Origin of the sequence: Photorhabdus tasmaniensis (genome assembly GCF_011189505.1) — a bacterium.
GTDB classification, from domain to species: domain Bacteria; phylum Pseudomonadota; class Gammaproteobacteria; order Enterobacterales; family Enterobacteriaceae; genus Photorhabdus; species Photorhabdus tasmaniensis.
Window position 1 is genome coordinate 92,346 of record NZ_PUJU01000003.1, and the last position, 20,590, is coordinate 112,935.

Sequence of the window (20,590 nt, forward strand, 5' to 3'; positions counted from 1 at the left end):
GATTTGATTCATGATTTATTGATTTGATATTCTTATACAGAGTAAATTTATATGAACGCAAGAACTGACTATTTTATTCAGTCCGCATTAGAGGTTTTTGCAGAGAATCTCCTCGGTATTGTGGAAACTGATTCATATCTCCGCCAACCCGATTATTCTTCTCGGTGTGTGAGGCATTTCTATGTGATTGTACCTGATAATTTTGTCACAAGTTGCATTACATCACTAAGATACCTTCAGGCGGAGTTTTTTGAGTTTACCTTAAATTACCTTACTATTAGCGAGTTATCATATTATCCGCCTCATTGTATGTGGCAATTTACTAAGAATCCTTGGCTCTTACGGTCGGAACAAGTCAACGATGTAATACTCCCGAATACCAAAGGGAATCTTGATATATATAGACAAACAGTCTTTAGCGTTGCTCATATTGCGCGTCTTTACTACCTCAGAAACTTGACGCCAAAGACTCACGTTTGGGGAGTACGCCAGCTTGGTTGGGCAATGCGTTACGCTGAATTAGGGCTATATCGTTTGCTCGAATCGACGGAACTATCCGGTATTTGCAAAGATAGCGCGTATGCTTTGAAAGCACCAACAGAAGACCTTAATTGGTTGATCACTTGCAATACATCCTGGCAAAAGTTCGAAGAAGAATTTTTGTCCAATATTAATGTTTTTCGTGATGCAGCGGCGCGGTTAAGTGGAATCGCTGAGTACTATTCAACGTTATTGCAGTACTTGTACCCAGAGACGCGTATTGTTCCAGCACATGGTAAAGTAGACGATCTTATTTCATTAAAACCTCTTATTGATCAAGTGATTATTCTCTTAAGGCAGTTTATTGGAGATAGATTATTAGCCTTTTATCTCCATGGTAGTGCTGCCCGAGGTGATATGCGAAGTGGTTCAGATATAGACTCTATCGCTATCGTGGATGAAGTCGATACGGTTGTTCTTGAAGCAATCCGCTCCACACAATCTAGGTTCAAGGATTTATCCATCTCCGTATATAGTGCATCAAATGTTCACCAATATCCTAGTTTCAGAGCATATGCGCTCATTAATGGAACTAAGCGTGTCTATGGCAATCTCGCTTTAGAAATGAAACCATCATTGAAAAGCGATATATATGGTATTATTAACAACCTATTTACGATAAGGCAAATAGCTCGTGCTTATCTGGTTTCTGGCACATATGGACATCGGGCACATTATATGCTTGGATTGATGATGAAGCTCACTGATCACGGTTGTTTACGCCCTTTACAAACACTAAAAAGTGGCTTCTATCCAACTAAGAAGACTCAGGTTTTGGAACACTACAGAGACAACGAAATTCTCACCGACATTATTAAATATACCCAAAACCTAAAAGAATATGAGAACACGCTAAAGCAGAAATTGCTTATTGGAAGTCGAACTGAATTAGAAAATTTATTCTATTCATTACTTGATGCATGTGAAATAGTGGCAGAGAGACTAAACATGGTACAAGTCGAGAAGTCAATTTCATAGACGGTATGACCATAGTTCTCTCAGCTATAAATATTACGATGAGTAAGGCATTAATTCGTCTCTAAACATAGTCATTAGCTAGTACAATAATTTAATTATTGTAATCCTATTTATACCAATGTGTCAGTTTAATGCACATATATTATTAAGAGGAATAAAGCATGGCGTCTAAAATCTTAGAAAGATCGATTAACGAATTTTTTGAAGTACAACAATTATCAGACCAAACTATTCTCAAGCCAAATCGAAAAGTAAAGATGAAGATCCTCGATGAAGGTTTAATGCAAACAGCCATCTGTAGAAGTAATATAGGCCGAATCGATGAAAAAGAGTTGAAGCTTGAGTACCGAGGCCATAATGTCCGAGATTTAGCAAATAACTATTCTTTTAATGATGTTGTTTATCTTCTGATGACAGGAAAACTAAATGCAGAAGGAAGTGAAGAGTTTTTGGACATGTTCCATAACAATTACCTATCAGCACTCAAGCATATTGAAAAGTTAACACCAGTAATATTCGGAACTACACCCACTGATTTCCTCGCAATTGCAGTTCTATCTTCGCAGAGTAAATGGCTTTTCGGCCGTTTTGTAAGAGAAGAGGACGAACGATTGATAATTACTGCATCTATTTTGGCAGTAATAGCTGCTGCTATTGCTATATATGTTCAAAAATATGCTACATCCGAACCTGTATTTAAAACTTTTTTCGATACTAAGCGTAGCTTCTTTGCAAACTTTTTAGCAACATGCTTTGGACAACCATGTGACGATGTAGCAGAAGAAATGCTAAACAAGTTTTTAATTCTTCATGCAGAACATGGGCTTAATTGTTCAACTGCAACCGTTAGGGCCGTAGCAAGTTCCGGTGCAGATCCATTCAATGCTGTAGCTGCGGGTATTTGTGCATTCAGTGGCCCTCTCCATGGGGGAGCGAGTGAGGAAGTTGGTTTAATGATAGATGATATGCACGATAATTCTAAAAATATTAGTACCTTTATTGATGAACTTGTAGAAACAAAGCAACGTCTTATGGGATTCGGACATCGAATTTATAAGCAACCAGACCCACGAGCTTCTTACATGAGCGACATTCTTGCCAAACAGAAAGCAAAGTTCGATGTTATCTCTTCCTATGTAAATATTTCACAGGAACTTGCATCAGAAGTATCGAAAAGGCCGTATTTCTCGCAACGAGGATTATACCCCAATCCGGATTTATTTAATGGGTTACTACTTCGTAGGGCTGGTTTTAAGTCGCACATGAATACTGCTCTCCTTTGCTTCAGCCGTGCTGCTGGTTGGTTGGCCCATTACTATGACAGTATCGACAGTAAAGCGCCAATTCTGCGACCACAGGAGCTGTATTTATGAAAATAAAGCATAAACCAGTACGGAAACTAATTGTATTTGGATGTGGTCCTCACTTTCTAAATAGATACTTAGATGTTCTATTGGAGTACCGCGATACTATTGAGGTTATGCTTATAGTTGATTTGAAATGCCGAGAAATGAAAATTCGCTGTGCATTAGATGAAAAAGGATTAAAACCCAGAGCATACTTGTTCCTTGATGAACAATACAGAAATTATCCGGATTCAGACGAAATTCATAGGTTACTTTCTGCAATTCCAGAATCCCATCAAGCTGATGCTGTCATAGTGAGTACTGAACCAAAAGCTCATAAAGTATATGCTCTATGGGCAGCCAAAAATGGATTGAACGTGTTCATGGATAAACCAATAACCGCCCCTTATTCATCAAACGCAGAAAATTTAATGGTAGATTTCGCAGAACTATTGACTGCTTCGAGAAAAACCAACAGTAGATTTGTAATCAGTTGTGAACGCCGAATGCAATTCGGATATAGATATGTGGAAAAGTTTCTAACTGAATTCATGAACTCATTCCAAATACCTATCACATCAATGCATGTTCATTTTGGTGGCGGGTGGTGGGTAATTCCATCGGAAATGCTCCATTTGGAAAACCATCCACTCAAATACGGTTATGGAGTATTATTTTATTCTGGCTATCATTATTTAGATCTAGTTGCTCGCTTTGCACTTTACAATAAAACAATACAGGATATAGACCTCCTGAAACCACATGTCAAAACAATGGTAGTACGCCCAAACACACTGGCGGAAGCTCTACCATTTACGATTTATTCACATGCCCTTAAGAAAGAGGATAAAAGTCAAGATCAAATTGCACATCAATTGTCGGACTATGGTGAATTAGACTTCTCAGTAATAGGAAATTATTCCAAAGGTATTCAACATCGAATGTCTTTCAGCATGGACTTGATGGAAACAACCTTATCTGGAAGGATAATGCCGAATAGTATTCCAAGTGATGGACGGATACGACAGGAAATCGTAAATATTCATCTCGGGCACTTCTGCTCAATTAGTATCGTATCGAATTCTTTCCGGAAACTGACGGAAGGTAACATTATACCGGAAGATTTCAGCATAACTATTGCTACCCATCCAATGTTTACCCGGCGGGGTGAACAGGCTGTGTTACGTATCAACCGCAAAGATCTATCACAGTTAAATCCAAGCCTCCCTTTATGCGCGGGCTTGAATGTTCACGCAAGAAAAGAGCAGCTTCGCGATTTTTTAAGTGGTGGAGATGCAAACTCAGAGTTATCAACTCACGAAAATTCAGTTGCGTTGCTTGCTGCAGTTTATGAACAGGTCTCTAAGACAAACACAGTTCCTCAATAGCTCAAGTAGAGTAGAGGCCGAGTTATGAGCGAAAAATTAGATCTACTACCTCTTATTACATTTTTTCGAGGTTTTCTTTTTTGGGCCGCAGCTACTGCGGCCATAGGTTATATACCTTTGCTTGTGGAAGCTACTGATTTTTCCACAACACAAGCAGCAATCTTCCTATCGGGAACTGCTATTGGAAGAGTGGTATTTCAGCCCATTATGGGGCAATTTATCTCACCTAAAAACTGTTTACAGATATATGCTGGTGCATTAATTGGACTTATGTCTTGTAGCATTTGTTTATTTCTTTTTAGCAACTCTGTTAGTTTACTGTTGTGCTCCAGGCTTCTTGAAGGGGCTTTTTTTTCAGGATTCATTATCTCCTGGCGAACACAGCTTAATAGATTCTCCCAAGCTCCGAATTTTGAATCGGTGAATGATAGCTACGTTATTTCCCAAAATGCTGGACGTTTAGTGGGTCCAATGGCTGGAGGGATTATCGCTGCAAAATTTGACCTTTATAGTGTTTTCTTATTTTCTGCAATTCTGTATTCCTTGTGTCTGATAATATTGCCCCAAAAAACTGCTATTACGTCTATTGCCAATCATAATCGTGAACAGATTCGAATAACGTATGTTCAACTCCTTAGGCGGAATTGGAGATTACTCCTGGTTCACCATCTAGAATTTATTTGTCTTGGTTTATGGTTAGCCTCATGGCCCATCTTTGCTATATATGCTTGTGGATTTAGTCCAATAGAGGTTGGTTATTCGTTCGCTATTGCGGCTGCAGGAGGTTTTTTAGTGTTACCGTTGCGTAAGCTGTTGCGAAAAACAGCTTTAAAGGCACGATTCGTCATCTCCCTTATGCTTTTGTTTTTGCAACCGAGTGGTGCTCTTTTAATATCAACTCACTTGGGCCTTTGGATAATGTTATTATTGGGTGGACTTGGTAGTACCATTTATTTCACATCCTTTCATCAGTTTGTGTCGAAGACTTATCCTGTTGAGCAAATTCCTGCAATTTATGGATTCTTAGGCACAAGTACATTTTTAGCTCAAGCAATCGGCCAAGCTGTAACACCATATGCTCAACAATTTGGCGGAATCGATACCCCAATTATTATCGATGCTATATTGCTTCTTATCATGATATCAATCGCTTTTAGAATATATAAAAAAGGGAGTGAGAAATATGATTTGTTCTAATTCCTTCTTAAGTGAATATGATGGTGTCGCACTTTCACCTATTTCATTTCTAAGAAGAGCAGTACTGAGTAATAAAAATGATATTGCTGTTATAGATGGAGAATGTTGTTGGACTTGGAGTCAATATGCATCTCGGTGTGAAAGGCTCGCAATATCGCTGAAAGAAATTGGTGTTTGCAAAGAAACAGTTGTGTCCGCTTTTCTACCTAATATACATGAACTGCTTGAATTACATTTTGCGGTTCCAATGGCAGGTGGTATCTTGAATGTGCTCAGTACCCGAACAGACTCAAACACTTTAAATTTTATATTCAAAAAACTTAATCCTAAGGTATTGTTCATTGATAGAACCTTTATTTCACTGTTGGATGATATTCCCCTGGACAAGCAAGTAAAGATCATTGTTGTTGATGTGGACGGTGTAGTCATTTCAAAATCGATTTCTGACCGGGAATTTATTCAATATGAATCGCTGATAACTACGCACAAATTGGGAGAGTTGTCTTTTTCTCTGCGAGATGAACAAAAAGCGATCAGCATAAATGTAACTTCAGGAACAAGTGGACAACCTAAACTTATTGTCTATTCTCACCGTGGCGTGTTTCTGAATGCCATTTCTAATGTTTTGGATTGGGATATACCAAAGCGACCGACGTTCTTATGGACGTTACCAATGTTTCACTGTAATGGGTGGTGTTTTCCGTGGGCTATTGCTGCTCGAGGAGGTACACACATCTGTATGCGCAAGTTTGACGCAGAAGAAGCGATATTATTAATGCAGAAGCATAAGGTAACGCACTATTGTGGCGCGCCTATTGTCCATTGCGCATTAGGTAATATTGCTCGGAAGCAAAGGCTGCATTTTGAGGAGAAAATTAATGGATTAGTTGCAGGTGCGCCGCCTACAGAGATGATGTTTTCTCTATTAGATTCCATTGGAATAACAGTAACACAAGTATATGGTATGACTGAGACATATGGGCCTGTCGTTGTGTGTGAAGAAAAGGTCGATTGGGAAAAGCTCCCCGAATCTGCAAGAATATCTAAGCGAATGCGCCAAGGCATTGTTTCAAATTTGCAAGGTCAAGTTTGTGTTCTTGAGGAAAATACGGGATTACAGGTGCCTTTTGATGGGAGAACTGTTGGTGAACTCGTAATTCGTGGAAATATGGTTGCATCCTATGATCCAGATCGGTATGTGACTCTTGATGCGGCAAGTAAATGGCTTTTCACGGGGGATCTTGCTGTTGTTGAAGATGATGGCTATATCAGAATTATAGATAGAAAGAAAGATATTATTATTTCTGGTGGTGAGAATATTTCTAGTCTGGAACTGGAAAATTCACTGTCAAACTATCCCGGTGTTTTAGCTGCCGCCGTTGTAGCAAAGCCAGATCCACATTGGGGTGAAGTACCGTATGCATTTATAGAACTTGAAGAAAATTCATCAGTTACAGAGCATGAATTAAATGATTATATTTGTACGGTAGTAGCACGGTATAAGCGTCCTAAGGGATATACTTTTTTAACCTTACCCAGAAACGCAAGTGGAAAAATCATAAAAGAACAATTAAGACAATTAATTAGAAATTCCTGAAATCTCAAGGATGGGATTTCGTATTATTCCGCGCATTGGAAGAAAATGCGGCGATTGTCTCGGCTTGTAATCTGGATCTGATTTCTGCATTTTCGGCTGTTAAACCGGATTCATTGGTATTTGCTGGCGGTGGTTCGAAAGGAAAATTGTGGAGCCAGATTTTATCTGATGTGACAGGGCTGCCGGTTCGGGTACCAATGGTTAAAGAATCTACTGCCTTGGGATGTGCAATCGCCGCTGGAGTAGGGGTTGGACTTTATGATGCCATGAGCACGACGGGGGAAAAGCTGGTACGTTGGCAACATGAATATCAGCCAAACCCTGAACATTATGAAGTGTATCAAAAGGCTAAAAAGAATTGGCAGGCGATATATGCCGATCAGCTAACTTTGGTCGATCATGGTTTGACAACTTCATTATGGAAGGCTCCGGGATTATAAAAATTTCAGGTGTAATCTTGCCCCTGATTTTCATTTTCTTGTTATGCTTTTTTACTACCTATCCCATTAAGGCTATTTTATTTGTTCTTCTTTGTAATAAAGAGTGAACCTGTGGTGGGATAGGCTCTTAGAATCACATTTTTTCATTATTATCAATGCGATTTTTTTATCTGCAATTCTTTAATTCTTATCTTTTTATTCGAGATATATCCGGTAATCTTGTGGTAATATTTACCCTGAAAGACTTCTACTGATTGGCCTTAATGTCTTTAGTTTCATATTTCGGGTTAGTTGATGCAGTAATAACTTGAAAATAATAACGTCAATTATATTTTTCATAGTAATAATATAAACATAAATAAAATTAACACAGAAAGCATTAAAACAGTTTTCTTTACGATTGGTGATTCAATATGAATAGCACTAAAACAGTCAATGTCCAACATATTATTAATAATCAAAAACTTTCGAAAGTTCAATGGCAAGTATTAATTCTCTGTTTCTTAATTGTTGTAATTGATGGTTTTGACACTGTATTAATGGGATATATTGCACCAGCAGTAATAAATGATTTTAAAGTAGAAGGTGCTATTCTTGGGCCGACTATGAGCGCTGCACTTTTTGGGTTATCGTTGGGTTCGATCTTTTCTGGGCCACTTGCAGATCGGTTTGGTCGAAAGTCAGTGCTGATGACATCAGTCACTGTTTTTGGCCTATTTAGTCTTGCCACAGCTTTAGCCGGTTCAATACAGACATTAACTATTTTGCGTTTTTTGACTGGGTTAGGTCTTGGTGCCGCAATGTCAAATGCGGTAACTCTAATGTCTGAATATGCGCCAGAGCATCGGAGATCTTTGTTAATAAATATCGTTTTTTGTGGTTTTCCTCTTGGCGCAGCAGTAGGGGGAATAGTCTCCGCATGGATTATTCCATATTTTGGTTGGCGGGGCGTTCTGATTTTAGGGGGGATTTTGCCATTATTTCTGTCTCTATTTCTCCTCTCTTTATTACCTGAATCACTTAGGTATCTGGCTTTGAAAGGGGGAGCCGAAGGTAATATAAGGCGGATTTTGTCTAAAATGACCGGTAATTCTTTAAATGATATAAATAAGTTTATCTTTGATGAAGAAGAAATTATACATAAGTCGTCAGTTAAAGCGGTTTTATCTAATCGATTCTTACTTGGGACTAGCATGTTATGGACAACTTATTTCATGGGAGCGTTGGTTTTTTATGTGCTGACAAGTTGGTTGCCGTTTTTAATGAACGATGTTGGTTTCAGTATTAGCATGGCGGCAACACTGACAGCATTATTTCCTTTGGGGGGCGTAATAAGCGCTGTTTTTTCCGGTTGGTTAATGGACCGAATTAATCCTCATAAAGTGGTAGCAACTAATTATATATTAGCGGGTATTTTTGTTTTCTTTATTGGTCAGGGAGAGAATGTATTATTACTGAGTATTTTTATATTTCTTGCCGGAATAACAATGAATGGCGCTCAAGCATCAATGGGGGCCATCTCCGCACAATTTTATCCGACTCATTGTCGGGCAACGGGGGTTGCCTGGATGTTAGGATTTGGAAGATTCGGTGGAATTTGCGGTGCTTTATTTGGAGCAGAATTGATCAGATTTGAATTAAATCATAGCAGTATTTTTGCAATTTTATCCATTCCTGCTATTTTAGCTGCTTTAGCATTGATATTTAAAAATGTGAATGATAGAAGGCGTAAATAAATAACTTTATGAGGAGATTACAAATACATTTAATTAATATCATTCTTATTAGGGATTATTTTATTAAATGAATCCACATGGTTTATGAAAAAGTTTATTCCCCCGGTTGAAAATGTTATTAAAATCTATAATAGAAATGTATTTATTGATAGTAATATATTTAATTTATCTTGATTTAATAATATCTTATTTGCATTGGGATAATGAATGTTAATAAGTATGAAAAACAGGTTAATATAATCGTTTATATATTTTTAGGTATTTTTTAATTAATAAATGTTAAATGAATCGCTTATTTACACTATGAATAATTAAATGTCCATAAATATCGGATAAATCACATTATTTATTGTTTAAAAATAATCAATAATGAAGTTATTTAAATTAAAAATTGTTTTGCTGCGGTATGTGATATAATGATATTAATATTTTATCATATTCTGATTATTACAAGGTAATATTTAATCGAGTTATTTTTGATTTTTTCCCTATTTTTTGGTATTTACGTTATTGGCATTTTTTACTATTGAAAAATAATGTGTTATAAATTATTTTAATTTGATGTTATATTTTTGTATAATTTAATATGAATAATTTTTTTGTAAATATTGAATAAGTCTAATTTGGTGTTGAAATATACGTTCATTATTAGATTGAAGGAGCTGCTTTTTAGGCGGATATTTGCTTAACTAATTGATAATATTAAATTTATTTTATGATTTGTTTTTGTGAGCATTTAATTTTTTGAAATTATTTTAATTTGGTATTAATAGGAAATGGATGAAATATAACATTGATTTGGTATTTATGCATAATTGATGTAGTTGATGTAGTTGATGTAGTTGATGGTTCCATTTTAAATTATGGAGTTCAGTGTCAGACAATAAAAATTGCATAAAATTAATCAAATTTATCTAAAAACAGGGGCAATAATGGGATGTTTTATTCCGATTCATAAGATGAATTATTTATTCCGTTATCAGGGGAATTAGCGTCGAAGAATTGCTGATTATAGGGTTATTAGCCGGGCTATGGCATACCGCATCTGATAGTTTTGAATTAATGTCAGAAATATCGGCTTCTATTTCTTGGGGGCAAAAACATTGGTGATGACTGTCAGAAATGACAGTTTTCAAAAATCTAACAGATTCGTTGAGGTATATGATAGATGAAAGATAACTTTGCTAAAGTGGGAAATGTTCTTAAATCTGAATTACTTTCTCAGAAGCCAGAAAACATAATCGACTCAAATTATGCGTCACCACAGACTCAAAATACAAAGAATATCCTCCAGACCCTCACACCCAGTGAATTATTCTGGTATGAGCGTCTTACTGTTTTGCAACCATTCCAGTTACCTTTCGAAACCGCAGGAGAACAAGCGGAACCCAGATGGGCAATGAGTCTTTGGCAGCTCCCGTTACCAAAAAATGGGGAAGAGGACTCATTGCGGACACTGTTGCAGGCATTTGTGATCTATCTTGCGCGCTTGACTCAGCAGACTGAATTCCAAATCGGTTGGTGCGTGGATGAGGTCAAAGGTAAATCAGCAGATTTGGCATTGGTGGTGCCTATGATCATCGAGGTGGTGTTTGATAAGCCGTGGGGGGCGATAGCTGACTGGGTTGATGACGAGCTTACCCGGTTGGCGCAGCACCGGACATTTAGTCGTGATCTCCTCGCCCGTGTTCCTTCATTACAGGCTATTCCGGAGTTGGCGACCCGCCGGCCGTGGCAGATAGCCGTCTCTGTGATACAGGATGACAGGGATGGCGATCAGGAGGCGCTTGGCGAATTGCTGACCCTCCAGGTGAATGCGCAGGGCGGTTTTCGCTGGATATACGATGCAAACCGTCTGAGCGGGGAAGTGGTTCAGCGAATGGGTGAGCACTTACGGATGTTGGTATCGTCAAAAAAGCAGGGTGATGAAATCCCTGTTTGGCAACTGAATTTACTGCCTGAGGCTGAACGTACATTGTTGCTGGAAACCTGGAACATTACGGAAACCCCGTATCCTGACCCGTTATGTATTCATCAGTTGTTTGAGCAGCAGGCAGAGCAAACCCCGCAGGCGACGGCGCTAGTGTATCAAGAATACTCCCTCAGTTATGCGGAGCTGAATGCTCATGCCAACCGGTTAGCTCATCAACTGATTATGTTAGGTGTAACACCAGATCAGCGGGTGGCGATTTGTGTGGCTCGCTCCCCGGTGATGGTGGTGGGATTGTTGGCGGTGTTGAAAGCGGGAGGCGCGTATGTGCCGCTGGACCCAACCTACCCGGGGGAACGTCTGGCGTATATCCTGAATGATACAACGCCGCCAGTGGTCCTGGCTGATGCGACTGGCCGGGCGGCACTGGGTGAAGAGGCGCTGGCAAAATTGACGGTACTTGACCCGAATACCCTGCCGGACCAGCCGGACAGTAATCCGCAGGTCCCGGCGTTGACACCTCAGCATCTGGCTTACGTCATCTACACTTCCGGCTCAACCGGGCAGCCGAAAGGTGTGATGGTAGAGCATCAGGCAATGTATCTGCGGCATATGAGTTTTAATGATCTCTTTGCTGTCACAGAGCAAGACCGGGTGTTGCAATTTGCCTCTTTTGCTTTTGATGTTTCAATAGAAGAATTATTTTCGTCATTATGCAACGGTGCCACACTGGTCATGCGAGATGATAGCTGGCTGGCTTCGGTGCCGGAATTTATTGCCTTAGTCCGGCAAAGCCGTATCACGGTGATGTCTCTGCCTGCGTTGTTCTGGTCAGAACTGATCGCCAGAGGCCATGAATTATCGCTGCCGGATTGCCTCCGGCTTATCATCATTGGGGGTGAGGCGGTCAAAAAGAGCGCTATTCAGGATTGGTTTACGCGGGTAATCCATCGACCTCAACTATTGAACGCTTATGGCCCGACGGAAAATACCGTGACGGCGACTTGTAAGGAAATATTATCCCAGGCAGATGATAATTCTATCGGCCGGCCGGTTAAAAATACCTGCGTCTACCTGCTGGACAGATATGGTCAACCGGTCCCATTAGGCTGCATTGGTGAAATGTATATTGGCGGCGTCGGGGTGGCTCGGGGTTATCTTAACCGTCCGGAATTGAGCGCGGAATGTTTTATAGAGGATCCCTTTAGTCCAGTCTCCGGTGCGCGGATGTATCGCACCGGGGATTTGGCCCGTTACTTGCCGGACGGTGATCTGGAATTTTTGGGCCGTAACGACGAGCAGGTTAAAATCCGTGGCTTCCGGATTGAACCGGGAGAGATTGAAACCCGGCTAATGGAACACCCGGCAGTGCAAGAGGCGGCGGTATTGGCATTGGATGACGGGCAGAATAAACGGTTGGTCGCCTATGTGGCAGCACAAGCGCAGGAGGGGTTGGCTGCCAGTTTGCGTGAACATCTGAGTGCCGTTTTACCTGACTATATGGTCCCGGCGGCTTTTGTGCGCCTTGAGTCCTTCCCGCAGACTCCAAGTGGTAAGCTGGATCGCCGGGCATTACCGGCACCGGGAGAGGACGATTTTGCTCGTCAGATTTACGAAGCGCCACAAGGGGAAGCAGAGATCACCCTTGCCGCCCTTTGGCGTGAGTTATTAGGCATTGAGCAGATCAGCCGGCATGACAGCTTCTTTGCATTGGGTGGCCATTCACTGCTTGGCGTGCAGATGATTGAACGTCTACGTCATCAGGGGTTGACACTGGCAGCGCGTGATCTGTTCCAGTCGCCGGTGTTGTCAGAATTGGCGCAAAAGTTGGGGCGACACCAGGCCATGATGGTACCTGCTAATGTCATTACGCCAGCGACGACGATACTCACGCCGGAGATGTTGCCGCTGATTGATCTGACTCAGGCTGATATTGATCATATTGTCGGGCAGGTACCGGGCGGGATGGAAAATATTCAGGATATCTATGGGTTGTCGCCATTGCAGGACGGTATCCTGTTCCATCATTTGTTGACAAAGGAAGGCGATCCATACTTATTGCTCTATCCGGTGGCCTTTGCTAACCGTGCTCTGTTGGACCGCTATCTGGACGCGGTGCAACAGGCGGTTGATCGCCATGACATCCTGCGCACTTCTTTTCTCTGGGAAGGATTGTCAATACCGGCGCAGGTGGTTTGGCGTCGGGCTCAGTTGTCAGTGACTGAACTGACGCTGGACTCGGCTGACGGCCCGGTTATTGACCAGTTAACCCAGCGTTTTGACCCAAGTCAGCACCGTTTTGACCTGAGTCAGGCCCCACTATTGCGTTTTGTTATCGCCCAGGAAACCGATGGACGCTGGTTCTTATTGGAGCTGCTGCATCACTTAATCGGCGACCACGAAACAATGGAAGTGATGAACCGCGAAGTGCAGGCGCATTTTTCCGGACAGGGGGATCGTCTGCCTGACCCGGTTCCATTCCGCAATCTGGTAGCGGAGGCCCGGCTGGGGGTGAGTCAGGAAGCGCATACCCGTTTCTTTACCGACATGTTGGCGGAGGTGGATGAACCCACGCTGCCGTTTGGGTTGGCGGATGTGCATCTTGATGGATCTCAAGAGGTAGGTTCTTATCGGATGCTGACGACTGAGTTGAATGACCGTCTGCGCAATTTGGCCCGGCGCTTGGGTGTCAGTCTGGCAGCGTTGTGTCATCTGGCCTGGGCGCAGGTATTGTCGCGTACCAGCGGACAGGAGAAAGTGGTGTTTGGTACCGTGCTGTTTGGCCGTATGGCGGTGGGGGAAGGGGCTGATAGTGGCATGGGGCTGTTTATTAATACCCTGCCGTTACGCTTGGATATTGATGAAACCCCAGTACGGGACAGCGTGCGGGCGGTACATCTGCGACTGGCCGGGTTGCTGGAGCATGAACATGCGTCACTGGCGCTGGCCCAGCGGTGCAGCGGGGTTGCCAGTGGTACGCCGCTCTTTAGTGCCCTGCTGAACTATCGGCATAATTATCAGCCGGATCCGCTGGATGAAACGATGGCCGGGATTGAATTCCTGGGTGAACAGGAGCAGACCAACTATCCATTTGCACTGTCGGTGGAGGATGGGGGCACCACGTTAGGGCTGACGGTTAATGTGGTGCAACCGTTTGATCCGGAAAGGATATGTGGTTATATGCAGCAGGCGTTGGAGAGTTTGGTGGAGACACTTGAACAAGCTCCCGAAACACCAGTACGGGCGCTGAACATCTTGCCGGAAACGGAACGCACGCTGTTGCTGGAAACTTGGAACACCACGGAATCCATCTATCCTGAGGCGTTATGCATTCATCAGTTGTTTGAACAACAGGCAGAGCAAACCCCGCAGGCGACGGCGCTGATGTATCAAGAGCAGACGCTGAGTTATGCCGAATTAAATGCCCGTGCCAACCGTTTGGCCCATCAATTGATTGCGTTGGGTGTCATACCCGACCAGCCGGTAGCCATTTGCGTGGCTCGCTCCCCAGCGATGGTGGTGGCGTTATTAGCCGTGTTGAAAGCCGGTGGCGCTTATGTGCCGCTGGATTCAACCTACCCGGGGGAACGCTTGGCGTATATCCTGAATGATACGGCTCCGGCAGTGGTCCTGGCTGATGCCGTCGGATGGGCGGTGTTGGGTGAGGAGGCGTTGGCGGGATTGGCAGTACTTGACCCGAATATTCTGCCTGACCAGCCGGACAGCAACCCGCAGGTCCCGGCGTTGACGCCTCAGCATCTGGCGTATGTGATTTACACCTCCGGCTCAACCGGGCAGCCGAAAGGGGTGATGGTAGAGCATCAGGCGATTTATCAACGGTATCTGGGTTTTAATGAGACTTATGCCGTCACGGAGCAAGACCGGGTGTTGCAATTTGCCGCTTTTGCGTTTGATGTTTCAGTGGAAGATTTTTTCTCATCATTATGCAATGGCGCGACGTTAGTTCTTCGCGATGATAGCTGGCTGGCTTCGATGCCGGAATTTATTGCCTTAACCCAGCAATATCGTATTACAGTGGTATCGCTGCCAACTTTATTCTGGTCTGAACTGGCGGCCAGAGAGACGGGGTTACCGCTGCCGGATTGCCTCCGGCTCATCATCATTGGCGGTGAGGCGGTCAAAAAGAACGCCATTCAGGACTGGTTTACCCATGAAACCCACCAGCCCCGGTTATTGAATGGTTATGGCCCGACGGAAAATACCGTGACGGTGACCTATAAAGAGGTGTTATCCCCAGAGGATGACCGTTCTATCGGCCGGCCAGCTAAAAATTCCTGTATTTACTTGTTGGACTCATATAACCAACCTGTGCCATTAGGCTGTGTTGGCGAGATGTATATTGGCGGCGTTGGTGTGGCGCGGGGTTATCTGAACCGGCCAGAACTGAGCGCAGAACGTTTTATGCCGGATCCCTTTAGTCCGGTATCCGGTGCACGGATGTATCGTACCGGGGATTTGGCTCGCTACTTGCCGGACGGTGACCTGGAATTCCTGGGTCGCAACGACCAGCAGGTTAAAATCCGCGGTTTTCGTGTTGAGCTGGGGGAAATTGAAACCCGGTTGGTGGAACATCCAGAGGTGCAAGAGGCGGCAGTGTTGGCATTGGATGACGGGCAAAGTAAACGGCTGGTGGCCTATGTGGCAGCGGAGGAAAAGGAGGGATTGGCAGCACATTTGCGCGAGCATTTGAGCGCAATTTTACCTGACTATATGGTACCGGCGGTCTTTGTACGTCTGGATACTTTCCCGGAGACCCCGAATGGCAAGTTGGATCGCCGGGCATTACCGGCACCGGGGGAGGATGATTTTGCCCGTCAGGTTTACCAAGCGCCACAAGGGGAGGTTGAGATCGCTCTGGCGGCCATCTGGTGTGAGTTATTGGGCATTGAGCAGATAAGTCGGCATGACAGCTTCTTTGCGTTGGGTGGACATTCACTGCTCGCTGTGCGGATGATTGAACGTCTGCGTCTCCAGGGGTTGACATTGGTGGCGCGTGATCTGTTTCAGTCGCCGGTGCTGTCAGAATTGGTCCAAACGTTGGGGCGGCATCAGGCCATGAAGGTACCGCCCAATATCATTACGCCAGCGACAACGAAACTTACTCCAGCGATGTTGCCGCTGATTGATCTGATTCAGCCTGAGATTGATCGTATTGTTGGGCAGGTGCCGGGCGGGATCGCTAATATTCAGGATATCTATGCGCTGTCGCCGTTACAGGACGGTATTCTGTTCCACCATCTGTTGGAAAAAGAAGGCGATCCGTACCTGTTGCTCTATCCGGTAGTCTTTGCTAACCGTGCTCTGCTGGACCGTTATCTGGCGGCGGTGCAACAGGCGATTGATCGCCATGATATCCTGCGTACGGCTTTCATCTGGGAAGGATTATCTGCGCCGGCTCAAGTGGTTTGGCGTCAGGCGACTTTGCCGGTAACTGAACTGACACTAGACCCGGCTGACGGTCCGGTCATTGACCAGTTAACCCGGCGTTTTGATCCCGGTCACCATCGTCTCGACCTGAGTCAGGCTCCGCTCCTGCATGTTGTTATCGCTCAGGAAACGGATGGTCGCTGGTTTTTACTGGAATTGCAGCATCACTTGATCGGCGACCATGAAACGATGGAAGTGATGAACCGTGAGGTTCAGGCCTGTTTTTCCGGGCAGGAGGACCATCTGCCTGACCCGGTGCCGTTCCGCAATCTGGTGGCGGAGGCCCGGCTGGGAGTGAGTCAAGCCGCCCATACCCGCTTCTTTACTGACATGTTGACGGAGGTGGATGAGCCAACGTTGCCGTTCGGGCTGACGGAGGTATATCGTGATGGATCTCAGATGACGGAAGCCCATCGGATGCTGACCACTGGGTTAAATGATCGCTTGCGTAGTCAGGCCCGGCGTTTGGGCATCAGTTTGGCGGCGTTGTGTCATCTGGCTTGGGCGCAGGTGTTGTCGCACACCAGTGGGCAGGAGAAAGTGGTGTTCGGTACCGTGTTGTTTGGGCGGATGCAGGCAGGTGAAGGTGCCGACAATGGTATGGGGTTGTTTATCAATACGCTGCCATTACGCTTGGATATCGATGATACCCCGGTACGGGACAGTGTACAGGCAGCTCATAGCCGGCTGGCCGGATTATTGGGGCATGAGCATGCTTCACTGGCGCTGGCCCAGCGGTGCAGTGGGGTTGCCAGCGGTACGTCACTTTTTAGTACTTTGTTCAACTATCGACATAATTATCAGCCAGCGACTCCGGATGAAACGATGGAGGGGATTGAATTCCTAGACACACAGGAGCGGACTAACTACCCATTAGGATTGTCGGTGGAAGACGACGGCTCTACTTTGGGGCTGACTGCTCTGGTGGTGCAACCGTTTGATCCGGACCGGATATGCGGTTATATGCAGCAGGCGCTGGAAAGTTTGATCGAGGCGCTTGAACAAGCTCCGGAAACGCCGGTACGGTCACTGAATATCCTGCCGGAAACGGAACGTACATTATTGCTGGAAACCTGGAACGCCACGGAAACCCCGTATCCTGACGCGTTATGCATTCATCAGTTGTTTGAACAACAGGCAGAGCAAACCCCGCAGGCGACGGCACTGGTGTATCAGCAGCAGATCCTCAGTTATGCTGAATTAAATGCCCGCGCCAACCGTCTGGCCCATCAATTGATTGCGCTGGGCGTCGTACCGGATCAGCGGGTGGCGATTTGCGTCGCTCGCTCCCCGGCGATAGTGGTGGCGCTGCTGGCGGTGCTGAAAGCTGGCGGGGCTTATGTACCACTGGATCCAACCTATCCGGAAGAACGCCTGGCGTATATTCTGAATGATACGGCTCCGGCAGTGGTATTGGTTGATGAAACCGGACGGGCGGCGTTGGGCGAAGAAGCGCTGGCCGGGCTGACGGTACTTGATCCAAATACCCTGCCTGACCAGCCGGACAGCAACCCGCAGGTTCCTGCGTTGACGCCACAGCATCTGATTTATGTTATCTATACCTCTGGTTCAACTGGGCAGCCGAAAGGGGTGATGGTAGAACATCAGTCGGTATATCAACGTCATCTGGGTTTTAATGATCTCTATGCTGTCACGGCGCAAGACCGGGTGCTGCAATTCGCCTCTTTTGCTTTTGATGTTTCAGTGGAAGAACTGTTCTCGTCATTATGTAATGGCGCCACGCTGGTGATGCGTGATGACAGTTGGCTGGCCTCTGCACAGGAGTTTATTACTTTAGCCTGGCAAAACCAGATTACGGTGATATCTCTGCCTGCGTTATTTTGGTCCGAATTGATTGCCAGAGACAATCCATCACCGCTGCCGGATTGCCTCAGGCTCATCATCATTGGTGGTGAGGAGGTGAAAAAGAGCGCTATTCAGGACTGGTTTACGCAGGAAACCCATCGACCCCGATTATTGAATGCTTATGGCCCGACGGAAAATACTGTGACTGCAACCTGTAAGGCGGTGTTATCCCCTGTAGATGATAGTTCTATTGGCCGGCCGGTTAAAAATACCTGCGTCTACCTGTTGGACAGAGACGGTCAACCCGTGCCATTAGGCTGTATTGGTGAAATGTATATTGGTGGTGTCGGTGTAGCACGCGGTTATCTTAACCAGCCGGAATTGAGTGCAGAGCGTTTTATACCTGATCCTTTTAGTCCGGTATCTGGTGCGCGGATGTATCGCACGGGGGATTTGGCCCGCTATCTACCGGACGGTAACCTGGAATTCCTCGGCCGTAATGACCATCAGGTGAAAATCCGCGGTTTCCGTATTGAACTGGGGGAAATTGAAACCCGGCTGGTGGAACACCCGGCGGTACAAGAGGCGGCAGTACTGGTGCGGGAAGATGGGCAGGACAAGCATCTGGTCGCTTATGTAGTGGTGGAAAAGGCAGAAAAGAGTGATGGATTGGCAGCCCGTTTGCGTGAACACTTAAGTGCTATTTTACCTGACTATATGGTGCCGTCGGCTTTTGTGCGTTTGGATGCCTTTCCATTGACGCCAAACGGCAAACTGGACCGTCAGGCCTTACCCGCACCGGACGAAGAAGCGTTTGTCCGTCAGGCTTACGCAGCGCCACAAGGAGAAACAGAAACCGTATTGGCGGCGATTTGGTGTGAATTGCTGGGGGTTGAGCAGGTCAGCCGGCATGATAACTTCTTCGCGCTGGGAGGGCACTCATTGCTCGCCATGCGAATGACCAATCTTGCCGTAGGCCGGGGGTTGATTTGCACATTGAATGCCTTGTTCCAATTTCCGGTGCTGGCCGAATTGGCAGCGAAAATCACCTCAGATTTGCTGTCTCAGCCGCAATGTGTTGCCATCACAGTGCGACCTGCCGGAACAGGTCTGCCATTGTTCTTTGTGCCCAGTGGGATGGGTGACTATTCCTATGTCTTCGGGCTGGCTCAACATATCCGGTCAGGTTATCCGATTTATGCGCTGCCCTGGCCGTCCATCAGTGAAGAACCGATGTCAACGATGGAAGAGCAGGCGGTCAGAATGATCGGCTTGATGAAAGCGGTTCAACCGACAGGCCCATACCGGATAAGTGGTTACTCTTCCGGCGGTATATTGGCTTACGCCATTGTCCAGCGGCTTTTGCATGTCGGTGAGACGGTGAACTTCCTGGGGCTGATTGATACTCCGGCTCCTCATTATTTCGGGGAGCAACCTGAGCACCCCAAACATCAGTTCTTAACTGAGCTGGTCAGGCAGTCAGGGGAGGAACGCTCAGAAGAAGTTGCAGCGTTGTACCGGCGAATTGATGAGCTGAATTTGGTGCAATTTATTGAAGCGGCACAGGAATTGGCGTTATATCCCGCCAATCTGAGTTCCGATTTAATTGCCAAACGTTGGGAGCAGATAGCGTGTTATGCGCAAATAGTCAGAGAGTATGAACCGCAGGCATTAGCGGTAACGCTGCATCAGTTTTATGCGGTAGAGCCTTCTCCCGCTATTGCTTTTATTACAGATGAAAAACCAGAGTCGTTAAATATAGAACCGTCGCTAGGCTGGGCGCAGATAATATCGGATTCTTCACTACAGTTGATTGCCGTTCCAGGTAACCATTTTAGTTTATTGGAAGATAATGAAAATAAAACGGTTTTAGCTCAGGCTTTGAATAGGGCGTTGGTAATGCATTGTGATGGGGAGGTACTGTAATACTGATATATTAAGAAATGTAGAATAATTTAATGTTGGCTTAATAACCCGGTGTATATTGTTTATACCGGGTTATAATGGTTTTCTTTGATTTTTCGTAAACTTTTTACTGCCATGTAAAATCGTTTATTTGAGCAGTCGGTTAATCCTGTTACATGTTTTGATATCATCTCATATCCTTTTGGATTAACGCTGTTGCATTTATAATGTGAATCTATCAAATATATTTATATTTTCATGGATTTTAGTCAGATATAT

General features: G+C 44.8%; 7 protein-coding genes and 1 pseudogene. All 8 read left to right on the forward strand.

What is annotated here, in order from left to right; genetic code table 11:
• Positions 1-51 precede the first annotated feature (51 nt).
• Complete coding sequence (locus C5471_RS01890) at positions 52-1,518, forward strand: nucleotidyltransferase domain-containing protein (protein ID WP_133814925.1); 1,467 nt, start codon at positions 52-54, stop codon at positions 1,516-1,518.
• A 161-nt stretch (positions 1,519-1,679) separates the two neighbouring features.
• Positions 1,680-2,891: a citrate/2-methylcitrate synthase gene (locus tag C5471_RS01895; RefSeq protein WP_133814926.1), complete on the forward strand. Its 1,212-nt coding sequence runs from the start codon at positions 1,680-1,682 to the stop codon at positions 2,889-2,891.
• On the forward strand, positions 2,888-4,252 hold the full coding sequence (locus C5471_RS01900; RefSeq protein WP_133814927.1) for a Gfo/Idh/MocA family oxidoreductase: 1,365 nt from the start codon (positions 2,888-2,890) through the stop codon (positions 4,250-4,252). The genes C5471_RS01895 and C5471_RS01900 overlap by 4 nt, the downstream gene beginning before the upstream one ends.
• 24 nt (positions 4,253-4,276) lie before the next feature.
• Positions 4,277-5,449, forward strand: coding sequence for an MFS transporter (locus C5471_RS01905; RefSeq protein WP_133814928.1), 1,173 nt, complete (start codon positions 4,277-4,279; stop codon positions 5,447-5,449).
• Positions 5,436-7,046, forward strand: a complete 1,611-nt coding sequence (locus C5471_RS01910; protein ID WP_133814929.1) for an AMP-binding protein — start codon at positions 5,436-5,438, stop codon at positions 7,044-7,046. Before C5471_RS01905 ends, C5471_RS01910 begins: the two co-directional genes overlap by 14 nt.
• Positions 7,047-7,069: 23 nt before the next feature.
• Positions 7,070-7,486, forward strand: a pseudogene (locus tag C5471_RS01915) (FGGY-family carbohydrate kinase); the annotation flags it as partial.
• A 413-nt stretch (positions 7,487-7,899) separates the two neighbouring features.
• Complete coding sequence (locus C5471_RS01920; RefSeq protein WP_133814930.1) at positions 7,900-9,222, forward strand: MFS transporter; 1,323 nt, start codon at positions 7,900-7,902, stop codon at positions 9,220-9,222.
• Between the two features lie 1,168 nt (positions 9,223-10,390).
• Entirely contained in the window at positions 10,391-20,332 is a 9,942-nt protein-coding gene (locus tag C5471_RS01925; RefSeq protein WP_166295572.1) for a non-ribosomal peptide synthetase, read from the forward strand.
• Positions 20,333-20,590: the final 258 nt, after the last annotated feature.

Coding starts and splice junctions, on each gene's coding strand:
- C5471_RS01920 (WP_133814930.1), top strand. CDS start 7,900: ATGAATAGCACTAAAACAGTCAATGTCCAACATATTATTAATAATCAA.
- C5471_RS01905 (WP_133814928.1), top strand. CDS start 4,277: ATGAGCGAAAAATTAGATCTACTACCTCTTATTACATTTTTTCGAGGT.
- C5471_RS01910 (WP_133814929.1), top strand. CDS start 5,436: ATGATTTGTTCTAATTCCTTCTTAAGTGAATATGATGGTGTCGCACTT.
- C5471_RS01890 (WP_133814925.1), top strand. CDS start 52: ATGAACGCAAGAACTGACTATTTTATTCAGTCCGCATTAGAGGTTTTT.
- C5471_RS01925 (WP_166295572.1), top strand. CDS start 10,391: ATGAAAGATAACTTTGCTAAAGTGGGAAATGTTCTTAAATCTGAATTA.
- C5471_RS01900 (WP_133814927.1), top strand. CDS start 2,888: ATGAAAATAAAGCATAAACCAGTACGGAAACTAATTGTATTTGGATGT.
- C5471_RS01895 (WP_133814926.1), top strand. CDS start 1,680: ATGGCGTCTAAAATCTTAGAAAGATCGATTAACGAATTTTTTGAAGTA.